The sequence below is a fragment of the Oceanobacillus indicireducens genome, assembly GCF_014647195.1.
GTDB classification, from domain to species: domain Bacteria; phylum Bacillota; class Bacilli; order Bacillales; family Amphibacillaceae; genus Oceanobacillus; species Oceanobacillus indicireducens.
In genome coordinates this window covers 1-16,913 of record NZ_BMOS01000016.1, presented here as the reverse complement: position 1 = coordinate 16,913, position 16,913 = coordinate 1, and the positions used below count along the sequence as shown (strand labels likewise).

11 protein-coding genes are annotated in these 16,913 nt (G+C 37.6%); 1 reads left to right on the top strand and 10 read right to left on the bottom strand.

Annotated elements, in window-relative coordinates:
* Window positions 1–65: 65 nt before the first annotated feature.
* Window positions 66–1,205 (top strand): N-methyl-L-tryptophan oxidase, encoded by a 1,140-nt coding sequence (gene solA, locus IEX94_RS11830; RefSeq protein WP_188857679.1) that lies wholly within the window; start codon window positions 66–68, stop codon window positions 1,203–1,205.
* A gap of 430 nt (window positions 1,206–1,635) precedes the next feature.
* Here solA and IEX94_RS11825 read toward each other — a convergent pair whose 3' ends face one another.
* The 10 genes from IEX94_RS11825 to IEX94_RS11770 form a co-directional block, all read right to left on the bottom strand.
* A complete protein-coding gene (locus tag IEX94_RS11825; RefSeq protein ID WP_188857734.1) occupies window positions 1,636–2,931 on the bottom strand; it encodes a hypothetical protein in 1,296 nt (431 codons plus the stop codon).
* Between the two features lies 1 nt (window position 2,932).
* A complete protein-coding gene (locus IEX94_RS11820) occupies window positions 2,933–4,180 on the bottom strand; it encodes a M20 family metallo-hydrolase (RefSeq protein WP_188857677.1) in 1,248 nt (415 codons plus the stop codon).
* A complete protein-coding gene (locus IEX94_RS11815; RefSeq protein WP_188857675.1) occupies window positions 4,173–4,502 on the bottom strand; it encodes a M20/M25/M40 family metallo-hydrolase in 330 nt (109 codons plus the stop codon). Before IEX94_RS11815 ends, IEX94_RS11820 begins: the two co-directional genes overlap by 8 nt.
* A 232-nt stretch (window positions 4,503–4,734) precedes the next feature.
* Entirely contained in the window at window positions 4,735–5,928 is a 1,194-nt protein-coding gene (locus IEX94_RS11810; RefSeq protein ID WP_308425599.1) for a M20 metallopeptidase family protein, read from the bottom strand.
* A gap of 361 nt (window positions 5,929–6,289) precedes the next feature.
* The gene (locus tag IEX94_RS11805) at window positions 6,290–7,576 is read right to left on the bottom strand and encodes an amidohydrolase (RefSeq protein ID WP_308425598.1); all 1,287 of its coding nucleotides are present in this window, start codon (window positions 7,574–7,576) and stop codon (window positions 6,290–6,292) included.
* A gap of 109 nt (window positions 7,577–7,685) precedes the next feature.
* Window positions 7,686–9,206 carry an AbgT family transporter gene (locus tag IEX94_RS11800; protein WP_188857673.1) on the bottom strand — a complete coding sequence of 507 codons (1,521 nt, stop codon included), beginning with the start codon at window positions 9,204–9,206 and terminating at the stop codon, window positions 7,686–7,688.
* A gap of 25 nt (window positions 9,207–9,231) precedes the next feature.
* Complete coding sequence (locus IEX94_RS11795; protein WP_188857670.1) at window positions 9,232–10,662, bottom strand: M20 family metallopeptidase; 1,431 nt, start codon at window positions 10,660–10,662, stop codon at window positions 9,232–9,234.
* Window positions 10,663–14,087: 3,425 nt separating this feature from the next.
* Window positions 14,088–14,963 (bottom strand): hypothetical protein, encoded by an 876-nt coding sequence (locus IEX94_RS11780; protein WP_188857663.1) that lies wholly within the window; start codon window positions 14,961–14,963, stop codon window positions 14,088–14,090.
* Window positions 14,960–15,745, bottom strand: coding sequence for an ImmA/IrrE family metallo-endopeptidase (locus IEX94_RS11775; RefSeq protein WP_188857661.1), 786 nt, complete (start codon window positions 15,743–15,745; stop codon window positions 14,960–14,962). Before IEX94_RS11775 ends, IEX94_RS11780 begins: the two co-directional genes overlap by 4 nt.
* The gene (locus IEX94_RS11770; protein WP_188857659.1) at window positions 15,738–16,124 is read right to left on the bottom strand and encodes a helix-turn-helix transcriptional regulator; all 387 of its coding nucleotides are present in this window, start codon (window positions 16,122–16,124) and stop codon (window positions 15,738–15,740) included. Before IEX94_RS11770 ends, IEX94_RS11775 begins: the two co-directional genes overlap by 8 nt.
* Window positions 16,125–16,913 lie beyond the last annotated feature (789 nt).

The window sequence follows — 16,913 nt, the reverse complement described above, 5'->3', positions numbered from 1 at the left end:
AACTATAAAATGAATAATAAACTTATTATTGTAAGCTAAGTACAAATAAACGAGGAGGAATAATTGTGGATGCAGAGGTTGGGATTATTGGTTTAGGAACGATGGGAAGTATGACAGCATGGCAACTCGCTAAAAATAGAGTTACTGTTCTTGGGTTTGAAAAGTTTGGAATAGGAAATGATAGAACCGCAGCAGGTGGCGAATCCAGGCTATTTCGAACAGCTTACATGGAAGGACCAGAATATGTTCCCCTCCTTAAAGAAGCAAAAGTACTTTGGCGAGACCTAGAGCAGGAAAGTCAAAACTCTCTCTTAACTTTAAATGGTGGACTGATGATTGGAGAAGAAGACAGCGCAGAAATAAAAGTTATCAAAGAAAGCATCGAAGAGTTCCAATTAGAACATGAAATTTTAGACAAAGAAGCAGCTAGAAAACGTTATCCCCAATTTAAATTATACGATAACGATGTGGTCATCCTTGATAAAAATGCTGGATTCATCCGACCGGAGTTGGCTGTTGTGTCCGCAGCGTACCAAGCAAAAAAGTATGGTGCTGAATTAAAACCCTACTCCAGTGTTGAACAAATTATACCAGATGATGATGGCGTAGAGATTATTACCTCTGGAAGAACTTTCAAGGTTAAAAAGGTTGTTGTCACAACTGGAGCATGGTCATTCAAACTTCTTCCAGAACTGAAAGATAAATTGATTCCTAAAAGATTATTACTCACCTGGTTTGCACCTAAAAATCTCGATCTTGTTCTTCCTAATAAATTACCTATCTTTGCCAGATTGCGTGGGGACTTTCGATTAACAGGAGCTCCTACTTTAGATGGAACGATGGTGAAAGCTTCTTACACGAAGGATCCGTTAACGATTGATGATCCCGATTTATTATATAGAGATGTCTACCCAGAAGAAATCGAAAAACTTACAGAATCCGTAAAAAGACTTTTACCTGTTTTGTATCCAGATCCTGTTCGGGCAACCCCATACATGGATGCATATACACCAGACAACCACGCAATGTTAGGAGCGCTGTCAAATTTAAAAAATGTCTTCATTGCAAGCGGATTTTCTGGTCATGGATTCAAGTTAGCCCCGACCATTGGTAAAATTATTTCTGAATTAATCATTCATGGGAAAACAAATTATGATGTTTCCCACCTTGATCCGAACAGGTTCTCAAACATTCAGCTACAATGAATAACAAAAAGTAATTAAGATACTTTTGAATCCACTTCTGATAGGACATTGAAGAATCATGCATCCTCTATCATGATGAAATTGAAGGTTATCGGATGAATGCCGTGCTTGCTGCAAGAAGAAATAATTGGGTGAGTATGTAAGCATCCACTCTCTGAAAAATATAATGTAAAGAGACGAAAAGATCAAAATAGGATTCTTTTCGTCTTTTTGTGCTGACTACGTGTTTTTCCTTTAGTGTACATAATATTCTTCAATACCTGATTTGGCCGCTTTCTAGCATGGGAGATTCCCACGAAAAGTCTGAGTAACTATCTAAAATAACGAAAGGTATAAATGGTTCCAGCAGTTTATTTCCAGTTACTCTCACACCATCCCAAAACATTACCAAGAGAAAACTTTTTCTATACACCTATTCACCTCATATCAATTAGGCAGTAATAAATCGATAAAGCTTTCTTGGTCTACCGCGAGAACCTAACTGCATTTCTCCACATAGCTCTATAATACCTGCCTTTTGCATTTCACTTACAATCCTTCTACCGTTACGCTCTGTACATTGAACCCAGCGCGCAACATCTTGGGACGAAAATTCAAGCTTTCCATATTGCTGTGTATATGCCTCAATTTTCGAAACAACTACAGGACTTACGTTATTCAGCTTATTCATCCAGGCTTCACCTAGCTGAACCGGTCGATAAGAAAAATTAACCTCGTCCGGACCTTTTACGACAATAGAATGGTCATTCTCTACAACTATGATCGACTCATCTGCCTGGCTCTGATTAAAACCATATCTTACATGGTGTTCTGCTTGGAGAGCAGTTTCCCCATATCCAATGGAAATACTCAAATCGATATTGTTTTGAAGTTTCACATCTTCTTTGATGATAAATAAATCTTTTTCTCGAACTGGTCCAAGCTCTCCTCTTGTTGTGAATATAAAAAACAGACCATCCCCCAACTGCATGAAAGAGCCATTTACCTTTTCGGTAAAATGTAACAAAGTACGTTTAAGATCAAGTTCTTTATTCTTTAATTTAAAGGAATAATGGAGATCATCCTTCTCCCTTGTATTAAACTCTCCACGAAAACCGATAATAGCCATTTGTGCATTTTTATAACGATTCGTCTGCGCCCTCTCTATCAATAGTTCAAGCGAAAATCGAATCGCAAGATAGGATGGAGTTGCTCGGTAGGCAGGGATTCCTTTTTTTTGTAACGCTGTACAAATTTCTCGAATAGATGTGATTGCAATTTCTGTTCGTCCGCTTTCATATTGTTCTTTATGAAATTCTACTAAGTCAGAAATATTTTGATAGCCTTTCCATTGGCTATTATAAAAAGTCAGATTACTCAGGTTGCTAAAGTGTAACACGTTATCCATTTCTTCCGATTTAACAACGTCCACACTAAAATGCTTATAGATTTTTCTATCCTTCACCTGCGCTTCTAGAAGTGTTTCCAGGAAACTCGAACCATATAGTTTGGGATAGATTGCCCTGTCTTTATCTATTAGCTGATTCTCAATAACATAGGAATAATTCAAAATCCCAGAAAAGTACCATTGATCATATCGATGGCCATTTTCTTTTAGAATCGCATCCAGTTCGCTATGCTTTTCATAAATAAAAGCATCGAAAGTAGCTTCTGGAAATCCTTTTGTGACAGTTTTTATTTTTTCAACTGAGTCTTTAGGCCCTACGATAGCAATCCGTATGTTCATGCTATTCACCAGCTTCATTTTTTAAATAATATACCATGGTTCGGATACCTTTTTCAACATCAGCTATCTCTGCATGCTCCTTCGGGTGGTGGCTAAGTCCGTCTCTACAAGGAATAAATATCAACCCTGCTGGCCATTTTAGCGCCATATTCATGACATCATGGCCAGCACCACTGTTCATAGATAACGTCTTATATCCCTTGGTACGACTTGCTTCTAATAAGTTTTCATGGACGCGATCATCAAGCATAACTGAATCATTATCAACCAACGTTTCAACCTTTATCATTACATGTTCCTTTCTTTCAATGTCACTGCAAAATGCTGTTACTTCTCTTGCAAATGTACGTTTTAGTTCATCATCTACACTTCGAATGTCAATTCCAAGCTCAACTTCTTCTGGGATCACATTCATGGCATTGGGCTTCAATTGAACTGTACTCACGGTTGCAACAAGTGGAACATCTGATGTTTCATTCCATTTCAGGGCCTCTTCTCGAACAAAGGTAATTAAGGGAGCAATTGCCGCGAATGCATCTTTCCGTTCGTTCATCGGTGTTGTACCAGTATGATTTGCGTGACCCTTTACTTGAACTTTTAGTCGAACCGGACAGGCTATTCCACTTACAATACCAATTTGGGCCCCTGCATCTTCTAAAATGGTTCCCTGTTCAATATGAAGTTCAAGAAAACGTTCAATTTTCTCTTCCGGGACCTCTGCTTGGTCAATCAAGTCCCATTTGACACCAAAGGATTCCATTGCATCCTTTAGATAAATGCCATCTTTATCTTGAAGTTTCGCCATCTCTTCCTTATTCAGTTTCCCTATAACTGCTTTACTTCCAACGGTAGATACAGCAAATCTTGCGGACTCTTCCGACACAAAACAAATAACTGCCAGATTCTTTTTCGGAACAAACCCTTCCCTTTTCATCAGCTTGATTACTCCAAATGCCGCCAATATCCCAGCTGTCCCATCATAGCCACCACCGCCATACACCGTATCCAAGTGAGAGCCCATCGCAATGATTTTTTCATCTGGGCTCACTTCCCACAATGCCCATTGGTTTCCAATTACATCCTGATAGGTTGTTAGTTCAAGTTCAACTGCAATATTTTTAAATTGCTGATGCGCCTCTTTTTCCTCTTCGGTAAAACTGAGGCGTGAAAAGCCATCAGGAACATTCATCGTTTTCGTGAGGTTTAGTTCAAGCAATTTTTCTTCCAGCCATACGTGAAATTCATTCATTTCCATGCGCCTCCCTAATCACATTTATAAACGCCTCAATCGCTACAGACAACACTACTTCCTGAAAATCAAACGGGGGATGATGATGCGGATAATTTAAATTCATTCCAAACATCATATAGGTCGCCTTGCCTACACGCACTTGAACACGGTTTATCATAAAACTGCAATCCTTAGAGCCAGAAACAGCTACTTCTGGGAAGATTTCTCTTGCATAGAAACTCTCTTTACAAGCCTGCTGGACCAAAGGAATAATCGCATCATCACATGTAAATGGATCGATAACACCAATATGATCTATCTCACAATCAACATCATGCATCGCCGTCGCCTTGTGATGCGAATCACTTCACACTGCATGGATGCTGCTGCAGTCGCTGCGAACAAATCTATGGCATTCTCACCTATAAAATGTCTTAAACTTAAGTTTCTGTAGTTATTTATCCAACTTATACGTGGTCACATATTCCATAAACCCTAGTTCTGGAAACTGATAAAAATCTCGCCGCCACCCCTAAGGCGTCAGTGTTAACTTATTTAGAAATCCACTCATTTTATTCTTCTCCCCGTAATCTCTCTAATGTATCCACAGCAACCTGCGCAAGTAATCCGGTTCCATTGGACAAGGCAGCTTCATTTATTTTAAAATGGGGATCATGTAGTGGCACTCGCTCCTCTTCATTCTCAAGTTGTACACCAAGCCAAATAAAGCAACCAGGATATTTTTTTAGGAAACGTCCAAAGTCTTCTCCAGCCATCGAAGGTTTGACAACTGGGGTCGCATCTTCTCCTAACACTTTTCTTGCAGACTGCCTAACTGTCTCTGCCCATTCCGGCGTATTCACAGTTGCTGGATAACCATCTTTATATTGAATAGCTACTTCTGCTTCAAAAGCTTCTGCAACTTGATTAACCATCGTGAAAAAACGGTGTTTTAACTTTTCACGAATTGCTTCACTGTACGTTCGAATCGATCCTTCCAAAACCACCTCAGTTGGAATGACGTTCGGCATACTGCCAGCACGGAGGACACTTACCGTAACGACAGATGCTTCTAATGGATCCAGATTTCTACTCACAATCGTCTGTAGGCTCGTAATTAAATGCCCTGCAGCTACGACTACATCACTTGTCTGATGTGGCATGCTTGCATGACCTCCACGGCCTTTTAAGACAATCTTAAATCGGTCAGATGCCCCCATCATTTCCCGGTCGGTTACACCTACTTGTCCAGTTGGAAGCGTTGGCCATACATGCTGTCCGTAAATAACATCTGGTTTGTAGGTATCGAACACCCCATCATCCATCATCACTTGTGCTCCACCAATTGGCGAATCTTCTTCCGCCGGTTGAAAAACAAGTAGTACGGTCCCGTGCAACTTCTCCTCCATCTGTTTTAGTACATACCCTGCACCAAGTAACATCGCCGTATGCGCATCATGCCCACATGCGTGCATGACGTTCGGGTGCACGGATACAAAGTCATGATCGTTCTCTTCCTGCATTGAAAGCGCATCCATATCTGCCCGTAAAGCAACCGTTTTTCCAGAATGCTTCCCTTTAATAATGCCAAGCACTCCATATGTTGCAAATCCGGTTTCAAAAGAAATTCCATATTCCGTTAATTTTTGTTGAATATAATTGGAAGTTTCTTTTTCCTGGTTACTAAGCTCAGGATATTTGTGAAGATGTCTTCTTATCTCGATAACTTCCTTTTCAATCTGATTCACGTAATTCTTTAATTTCACGATAAAAACCTCCATCAAAATAGGAAAATGTCCATATATATTCCTTTATTCAAATTATACATAATATCTGTTAACTTGTATAGTACTGTAGGAAGGTTGTTTGTCTTCAGGGAATTGTTTCGTTCTGGGCAGCTGGATAATTTACAGATTGGTTTGCAAGCCATGTTCGAATCTTCAGCGACGTTGTTGCTACTAAACGAACAATCCAAGCCATTGTCAGATAAGTGTTGAACTTGAAATAAACAACCAATCCCCTTAAACCAGGAAAGTACGAACCATTATTCAAATATGGAAATGCGAATTCTATTACATATACAGAAAAAACCATCCACAGATAAACGTGGACGATTTTTTCTGTTTTTCACACATGCTTACTCAATTTTAAAAGAGCATGATATAACACTTCAACTGATGGTAAGAGCGTTTCTTCATTAATATCAAATCTTTCATTATGATGTCCTGCTGCTAGTTCCGTTCCAAAGATGCAATAAGTTGCCAAACCACCATTCTTCTTCACTTCTTCCATGAAGAAGGTCGCATCCTCAGAGCCAGCACTTTCATTGCTTTCTAACAATGATTTTTCAAAGAAAGGATGTTCCTTTGCACTTGTACTTAATATTTCTGCTAATTCTATCGATCCAGTACTACTTTTCGCTTCACCAACAACCTTAATCTCATATTCATTTTGATACATTTTTGCTGCACCCTGAACAATTGATTCAATTTGCTTTCTTACATATTGATTAATTTCGGATGTCTCTCCACGTGTCTCCACTTTCAATGTCGCCTGATTCGGAATAATGTTTCTTCCTGAACCTGCGTGCATTTCTCCAATATTCACACGTGTTACTCCATGGGAATGCCGTGGTATTGCATAAATATTTAATGCAGCAGTTGCCGCAGCGAGTAAAGCATTACGACCTTCCTCCGGTTTACTACCAGCGTGAGAGGCAACACCATGAAAAGTAACGTCTAGCTTAGATGTAGCTAAAAATCCATTATTCGAAGCAACAAAATGCCGATGCGGAACCCCTGTTCCAACGTGGATGGCAATGAAATAATCAACATCCTTTACAACATCTGCTTCTACCATCGCCTTTGCACCACGAGTTCCCTCTTCAGCAGGCTGAAAGATTAATTTTATAACTCCGGTAAGGTTATCTTTATTCTCAGCAATCATGGTTGCTAGTCCCAATCCAATCGATGTATGTGCATCATGACCACACGCATGCATCTTATGAGGAACCTTTGAGCGGAAACCTTCTTTTACGGGAACATGCTCTTCATCTAAAACTTCATCAATATCCAGTGCATCCATGTCAACTCTAACTGCAATGGTAGGACCTTTTTTCCCAGTATCATACGTGGCAACGATTCCTGTATAACCTTCTTCAAATTGATACAAATAGCCAACCATTGCGCCATTTTCTTTTGCCCACTTCAAATGGTTAGTCGTTTCCATCTCATTAGGCTTCCCCATACAAGCCTCTTTTGCCATAACCTCTTTTCCTAACTGTAGAGAATAACCTAATTCATCTAAAGTAGAAGCAACAATGGATGCTGTTCGCATTTCCAAGAATCCTGTTTCCGGATATTGGTGAAAATCACGTCTCCAGTGAATTAATTTTTCTGCTAATGACTTGTTCACTATTAATCTTCTCCTTATACATCAACTATGTAAATCCTAGATCACTAGCTTCCTAACTAGTTTCAACCCTAAATGGATATCTTATCCCATTTGGTTTGGTTTTTAATTTCTACTCTAAGAATACTGGCGATCCTGGACCTAGTGGCATACCAGTGAAGTAGAAGATTGCAATTAAAATAATCCATGTGGTCAAGAAAGCAAGCGAATATGGAAGCATTAATGACATATATGTTCCGATGTTTGCATTCTTATCGTACTTTCTCATAAAGGAGAGGACGATAACCATATACGGAAATAGTGGCGTCATAATATTTGTCGAAGAATCCGCTACCCTGTATGCTACCTGCGTAAATGCAGGGTGGTATCCTAATTGCATAAACATCGGTACGAAAATAGGTGCTTCAATCGCCCATTTAGCGGAACCAGATGTAATTAAGAAGTTAAGCAATGATGTAAAGATAATGTATCCAAATATTAAACCAAATCCCGTAAAGTTAATACTAGTTAGGAACTCTGCACCGTTCACCGCTACCCATAACCCAAGGTTCGACCAATTGAAGTAGGCAATAAACTGTGCGATCGCAAATACTAGTACAATGTAACTCGACATTTCTTTAATGGACTCAGACATATAACGACTAACATCTGCACCCGACTTCACTCTACCAACCGTAACACCAAAGGCGACACCAATTGTAATAAAGAGTATTAAAATAATCGGGATGATTCCATCAAGAAACGGGGAAGGTACAATCCCACCTTGTTCGTTTGTAAGTGGACTGTTTGGTACGAAGATAACAATTGCAACAATAGCAATATAGGCTAAACCAGCAATAATTGCATTGATAAAACCTTTTTTGGCATTTGGTAACTCTTCTTCACTACCATCTTTTTCTACAGCCCCGCCTTTATATTTACCTAATCGGGGTTCAACAAATTTATCAGTAATTAAACCACCTATGATTGTTAATATGAAAACTGAAATAATATTGAAGTACCAGTTGGCTAAAGGTGTGATAACAAGCGTTTCATCAATAATCGCTGCAGCTTCGGTTGAAATACCCGCCAGTAGTGCGTCTGTACCAGCTATAAATAAATTCGCGGTAAATCCAGCTCCTGCTCCAGCAAAACCTGCAGCAAGACCTGCAAGCGGGTGTCTTCCCACTTTATAAAACACTAGCGCTGCTAGTGGTGTAATAATTACTACCGCAGCATCAGATGCTAAGTTACCTAAAATACCAACGAACACGAGAACATACGTCAGCAAAAATGATGGTGCCTTTAATACTGTCTTACGAATCGCATAATCTAATAGACCAACCTTCTCTGCTAACCCAATACCAAGCATCATAGATAGTACAAGACCTAATGGCGCAAATCCAGTAAAGTTATCAAGCATCGAAGTTAATATAAATTGTAGCCCTTCACCCGAAATCAAGTTATTAATGTCTAGTTCTTCTCCAGTCCCAGGATGAACAACACTTGCATTAAACAAACTAAAAATCCATGAAACAATAATCATTGCAACTGCAAGTATTACGAATAAAATAAATGGATCGGGAAGTTTATTACCGACCTTTTCAACAATATCTAAAAACCTTTGAAAAAAGCCTTTCTTCTCTTTCTTCATGTCATCACCCGCTTTTTAATTTTCTTTAATCTTTCTTAAACTTTGATGGTTTAATATGTTGCGGAATTGGATTAAAATAGTTATTCTTCTTCCTAAATGCTTGAAATTCTTGCTGGACTCTTTCTAATCTTTGTGGGTTCGTAACCATTTCTAAACCCGTTAGAGCCATGCTCTGTGCCGCACGAAACATACCTTTATGGGCTATAGTCGTTAATCCTTGACTCGTCATCTGCCAGGAATGTAAGGTCGTCCCTAGTACAGAAGTAGCTGAAGTTAATTGCGCAGTGGGCACAACCCAACTGACATCGCCTACATCTGTAGAGCCTTTCAACACTTGTTCAGATGCTTGATAAGGAGAAATAGAATCAGAAAGATATTTTCCTTCAAATTCTTTCTCGTCACCAACATAACCAAAGCCCTTCATCACATTGACAAAACTACTCTTTTCACCATCTGTAAGCGTATTCCATATATTTTCAGCAAATGATTTTTCTTCTTCCGTGTAAGGTTCTACCCCTGTTTCTACAAACTTTTCATGTAAAACCTCTTCCAATTCACGATTCGGTACATAATTAGAGCATGCTTTATCAAAGTCGATCGATACGTCTGTCTCGGTCATTAGCGCAGCACCCTCAGCAATCTTACAAATCCGTTTATAGATACTATCCACCTCATCAAGCTTTGGCGCACGAATCAGGTAAAGAACCTCTGCGTTTGCTTGTACCACATTTGGGGAGGTCCCGCCTGTATTCGTAACAGCATAATGAATTCTTGCATCTTCAATTACATGCTCCCTTAAGTAGTTGACACCCATGTTCATTAGCTCGACCGCATCTAATGCACTCCGTCCTAAATGTGGAGAGTTAGCAGCATGAGATGCCGTTCCCTTAAAACGGAAATATACTTGATAATTAGCTAAACTCGATAAACTCATAATAGAATTAGAAGGAGACGGGTGCCATGTAAGCGCAATATCAAGACCTTCAAACACACCTTCTCGGACCATAAAGGTTTTACCAGATCCGCCTTCCTCTCCAGGGCAACCATAGAATTTCACTGTTCCTGGTAAATCGTTCTTTTCTAAATACTTTTTCACCGCACACGCAGCAGCAAAAGAACCTGCTCCAAGTAAATTATGACCACAACCATGGCCATTATCATTTTCTGTAGGCTGATACGAGACTTCATTTGGTTTTTGTCCGAGTCCGGATAATGCATCAAATTCACCTAAAAATCCAATTACTGGTTTACCAGACCCATAAGTAGCAACAAAGGCAGTATCGATATTTGCCACATTATGCTCTACGGTAAATCCTTGATTTTCACATGCTTCTGCAAGAAACGCAGCAGATTTATATTCTTCAAATCTTGTTTCTGGATGGTTAAAGATATATTCAGAAACACTTTCAAAATACGCATTATTTTCTTTTAAATAATCCTCGATAAATGCCTTCATTTATACTTTCTCCTTCCATACTACATTCATTATTAGATATATAAAGCGCTATCAAACCGTCTATTAATTAAATATAAAAAGGTCCAAATGGTATAAAATTACATATTTCACGTTGTTTTCTGAACATTCATCTAATTTTACTTCCGAATTAAATCTATCAATTCGTTTCATCCGAATAAATGGAATTTATTTAAGACGGCAAGTAATTAATTCCTTACCACTTTTTTCATTTAACGAGTAGCTAACAATTCAAAACCCATGTATATTGACTATTACAAATAATTAGAATTCACGAGATAGACTGCAATAGTTTTGTCTCTACGTTGCACATATGTATCATTCAATATAGTTGAAAAACTGTATAACCATTTCCATTTTAAATACAGAGTGTTATTTATCTTCTCTCCGTTATGAAAGCGCACCCATAGCAACCCTTTTAAAAAGGCGCTTTTTATCTTCCTGAAAGTTTAGACTGAATTTTCCCAGAGAAATGTCTTTACACACTCAGAATCCCTTCACCTATTTCACTCAATCATTTATTAATTTAATGTTTCACCCCCCAAAAACCCCTTTCGCTTTCTTTTTTTATTTAAGGAATAATACCTTTAATATTCCATTAATCAGTATTATATATAATGCCTTCAAAATTGTAAACATCTTTCGTCGAAAAATCAAAAACTTAATGTTGTTAGATACTTGATATATGGATAATATGTGTTTAAAAATATACCGTAATCATTGAAGATAAAGTTAATGTACAAATGAAAAGAATAATAAAAAATCAACGTAAATAGGAGAAGGAAAACTCCCGCGCTGTAAGGTGAAGCCAAGGACACTCACTACATTCCCTTTCCTTCGAATGACTATTCAAACAGTTACATAATCACTAAATCAGCTGTTAAGTTATATTTATAGACTAACAACTGATTATATCGGTAAAAAAAACACTGTGGCCAATAGGATTCATGCCTACCATTTTCTACATTGGTTTTCTTTTATGCAAAAATGGGATATAATATGTATAGAAAGTCATAAAATAATAAAAACCGTTTGACGCGACAACGCCAAACGGTTTAGTGCAATAGCCCTTCAAGGGGACAACTCACATATTAGCACGAAAAATAACCACACTAATTGCTTGCTAGGCTATGGGTGGTTATTTTTTTTGGTGAAAAGACAATATAGCGACAACTAATGATGCAAAGGATATGCAAAGAATTAGGCTTTGAAATAATGTCACATCACTCACCTCCTTCCCATAAAAATGAAGGAGTGAGCCGCCACCTGTGAAAAACCTTATGCACTAAAATTCATTATAACGCACCTTTGAGAATACATTTTTGGGGCAGACGATTCTAGCCGATACTACATCCAAGCCTTAGCCTTCAGATCCCGCACCCCCAATTCCAAAGCATCACCCAAGCCTTCTATAGAAATATCCAGACGGCCATTTGTAATCGCACTTCCGCGATCTTTCCTATAATGCATACTTTCTGATTTTTAACTTGTTTTATTGATAGTGAAGATGATACGATAGTATATATAGTGTTAGAGATAGATTTGTCAATATCTCGCGTTCATTGGCTAAATTGAGAGCGTGGGTTGATGGATTTATTTACTCTCTTTATAATGAAAAAGGACTGAAATGCCTCTCCGTAACTAAAGGAGTTAACTATCAGACTGTCGCACCCTGTATGAGTGCGTGGATTGAAATTTTATCTTATTTTATAACCACCTTTTGAAAGAGTGCCCAAAATCGGGCACTTTTTTCTTTTTCTCCATTGACGGCTAGCCTAATCTTTGAAAAACTAATTAGTTACCTCTTTATATAATAAAATAAAGAAAAATAATTTCAATATGTATATTGCCCATAATTCCCCAAACAGCTCCAAAAACCACAGAATTTAAAAGACCGCAGAGCCACTGTTGAATGTTTAGTTCATCAATTCACTGAAACCTTTGATCCATTTGCCTTGAGAAAAATTTCTGCCATTATGCATGAGCAAGGTAAAAAAAGCAAACCCTTCATCATTTATATCAACTCCCCTCACAAATAGCGTGGCAGCGTCGTTCAACACACTATTGGAAGGGTCATTATTCTCTAAGGCTGCAATTGTTTTTCCACTTCCTGTTGGCGCATGGAGGGTAAAGAAGTTTTCCTTTTTAAAAGCTGCCTGTGTTGTTGAAGCTTCAAAAACTGTTCCCCGCATAAGATTGGGCGAGGTTAAAAGAGAATTCTCGGTTAGTATTTTTATATGTTGTTGCAGTTTTGGTAAAAATTCTGCTGCTTTGGGTAAGGTATAGGAACGTAAAAAAGAATTTCAAAAGCAACGCATTATTTTTACACACTTCCATTAACAAACCTTACAGAACAAACAAGCAAAACGTATCATTCAATCTTAGGAGATGAGCATGTTATCGAGCACCATTCCCAACTTAACTTTGATGATACTCAAGAATTGATGGAAAAAAAGACTCGAAATGAAAATTTGCCCCATTTCTACATCGTAATCACCACCGTCCAACTAACAACCGTTTATCCCAACATTAAAAATAATGGGAATTTTAACTTCGTAAATCAATAAAAACCTTATAAATAGGGTATGGTAGTCCAGTCCAAATCCCTAATCATAAGGAGTTCATCCATGGATAACCATACCTTAAAAAACGGTATTTAAGGAATACATTCATCCATTAGATTCGAAAGTAATCCAAAAATGATTGATGTTGCGGGTTTAGATAAGTCGCTTCATTTGACTGATTCTCCGAAGATTTCCATGTGTTTAGCGGGTTCGAGAAAGGAAGTCGGGGATTGAATCCATGCTTCTATTTAGTTATGCGACGGAAATGTCTCTCTCAATAAAGTGATTCCAACTCCCGCCCGGTCTGCAGACGAGACACAACTGGATGCATTAATCAAACATGATAAAGATGTTTCTCATGACGACCGTGGTTACTTCAACTTTAAAACGTATGATGCCTATTCTGAAAAGGGAATAAAATTTGCCACACGCATCAAAGTCAAGACGAATCTACTTATTATTGAAGAATTGCCCGTTGCCGCACCTTCTCCTGCTACACGCCATGCCATTGTGAAAATAGGAACCATGAAAAACAAGCTACAGCTGGTAGTAACATTCGGTAGCCACTCTGTACACAATAGCTTAACTCGCGTAGGGTGCAAGCCTCTGTGATAAACAGAATGTTTACAGTGAAGGGATTTTAAGTTGAACTATATCGAACTACAATAATTCAATTCTTAATATCCTCATCTTCCTGGTAACTTATCAAATCTCGATAATCCCAAAATAAAATACCAAATTTAGATCTTGATCTTTCAACCCTATCATTGTTCCACCTTATATTCAATTTCTTGTATTTTTGAAACCTCATTTCAAAGCGGTGAGACGCTCTCCCAGTATCTTCTAATACAGAATTTCAATTTCATCATTTATAACTAGCTGTTCAAATTCCCTGTTATCCATTTTCTCTTTTTGTTGATTTAAGTTCAATACCTTGTTTATCTTTCTAAAATATCGTGTTTTTCTATCTGGTTTTCTGAAGATAGGAATCAACTTAGCCAAAGCTTCTTTATCGACATTAATTCTGTAACAGCTCTGGAGGAGTGTGTCATTGCTTAACAAGACGATATCATTTGAAAAAGGACTAAAATTTGTTGTAGAAAAATAGCTTCTTTCAACAAAGTCATACAAATCATGATCCATTCCAACAAATGATACAGTTGTCTTTCCTGGTAATTGCTCAATTATAGCGGCAACCCATAGCAAGGATAGCTCCCCTCTATTAGCATTTGTAGACTCTTGGAAAAAGGAATCAAATGCTTGGTATATAATTTTTTCCGATTGCGAAAATCGTTGTTTCGCAGCCTTAACTTGTTCCTTTAGTCGTTGAATACTCCTAAAGGCTCTTTCACTAGCAATCAAGAATTTACTTCTTGCAGAACCTAATTCATAGTCTGTTTTTAGTAAGTCAATTAAGTTTTCTTCCTTTATATAGAGAACTTTATCAAAATGTGACAGGTAAGTCAGATATCGATGTTCCACGTCTTCAACAAGTCTCATTTCTTTTGCAATGGTGTCTGTCAACAGTATAGGGAAGCCTTGCGTGTATTTATGAAATGTAAGATCATTAATTTGCTGAAACACGAGTTCATGAGAAGATATGGCAGATGTATCATATAAAAATACACTTCCCATATCATAGAGAATATCTACGACTTCTTCTATGTCCGTAATAAAGGAAGTTTTTGTTTGTATATATTCATCTAACGTTTCACTCATTCTAGCCGCTTCCCCTTTCCAATGCCTGAAAAGAAGCGCTGTACCTCTTCCAGTATTTCCCTATTAGATGTTTGAGCTACTTCTGGGAGAGTATGATAATCCATCAAGTTTTCTAAGCTTCTAAAGTTAACCACACCACTCGATTCAAGAATAGAGGTATCAAGTCCAAGTTTCCGAAATGCTTCTACAAAGTCTATCTTTTTATCAAAAAGTTCCTCTAAATCCTCGATTGAAATTAGGGAAAGCTCATACAGCCTTATAAGAATTGCCTTATAAGGTGCTTTGAATGCATGCATACTGAGTAGAATTTTTGTAAAAAGAGTTTCCCGCTTATTTTCGGGTCCAGTAAAGAAAGAACGTAACGCATGTTCATCAAGCAATAACAAGGAAGCAAAGTAATCTGCTTTTCTTTCTTCATTTCTATTGTCCATCTCAGCTTGGACAAGATGCATTTTTTCTATTTTCTTAAAGCGATTAATTAGATGATACAACTCGTGAAACACCACGAAGTTTTGATACATTCTTGGTTGGGCAGTATTAATGTAACAAATCATTCTTTCCGTATTTGTTGTTCTTATAAACCCACCAAAAGCCAAATCCTGTATAGGTGCTTCAATTAAATAATGATTCTGATCTATATATTTTTTAGCTCCATCTATCAGGTTCCAACCTTTTGGATGATAGTTTTGTAAATAATAATTTACCGTCATACGAATTTCTGAACCAATTTCTCTATTTTCTTCCAAAACTTTTGATAAATCACTAAATGTAAGTTCAGGCATTTGGCCTATCCTCCATGTTATACGTTTCAATCATTTCACAAACACGGAGTAGTTGGTGTAATCCTTCTTCGCCTTCCTTTGATAAGGCACCTGATGAGAATACAGTTGATCTGGTATCTGATTCCACTGGTTGATAATCGAATCTAGGATTCATAAAATAATTTTTTTCAAGTCCTAAAACTTCGGCTAATTTCACAGAAAAGTCAAGAATATTGGATCGTTTCCCATTTAAATAATCAGAGAAATTTGATTCAGACATCCCCAGCCTCTTTGCAAGTCGCTTTCTTTTTAAACCTTCACCGTCAATAAAGGTATTAATATTCTCCAATGTTTGCTTTACATGACGATCTAATGATGATTGTTCATGAAAATTTGTCATTTACATCATCTCCTTACTCTAAGTATAACACGAACACCTTGAAAAATTCTTAAATACCGAATAAATCTTCAGTACTTTTAATTATAATGTAAAAAGTAAATGTATATTCCCTATAAAGTTCGCCTTAACCGTAGAAATGTTATTCTAGCATGGTAGATTTCCGAACTTTTATGTTATTATTGATACAATTAAAAAGTTAGTATTAGGAATTTTTTTCTTCAAAAGAAACGAAAGACTTATTTAAACATAGAGAAACCTCGCAGTAAGACTTTTCCAGTTTTTATCCATCTCATAACCTACATCAAAACCTCAGTTTTTATGTCAGTCTTCACATCCAATAATAGGTTCTACAAGTTAAAACAATGTTCAGGTAGTAATAGGCTTTGAAATTATTGGAAAACGTTAATTAAACGTGCGAACCTGAAGTGCCCATGATTTCTCTGGAAGATTCGCACATAATACTTTCTATTAACAATGGATATTTTCTGTTTTTAACTTGTTTTATAGATAGTGAAGATGATACGATACAACATATAGTAAGTTAGAGATGTTTTTGTCAATATCTCGCAGTCACTCCCTGTATGGGGAGTCACTCCCTGTATTCGTGATTTGTCCTCTTTTAGGTACTGCCACCACAGTCACTCCCTGTATGGGGAGTCACTCCCTGTATAAGATAATGCATAAAGGAACAGGCTCCACGTTTTACGTCACTCCCTGTATGGGGAGTCACTCCCTGTATACTGTTTGCGGTCTAAACTGTTGTCTTTATAAAGAACTTTATAGCCAAAA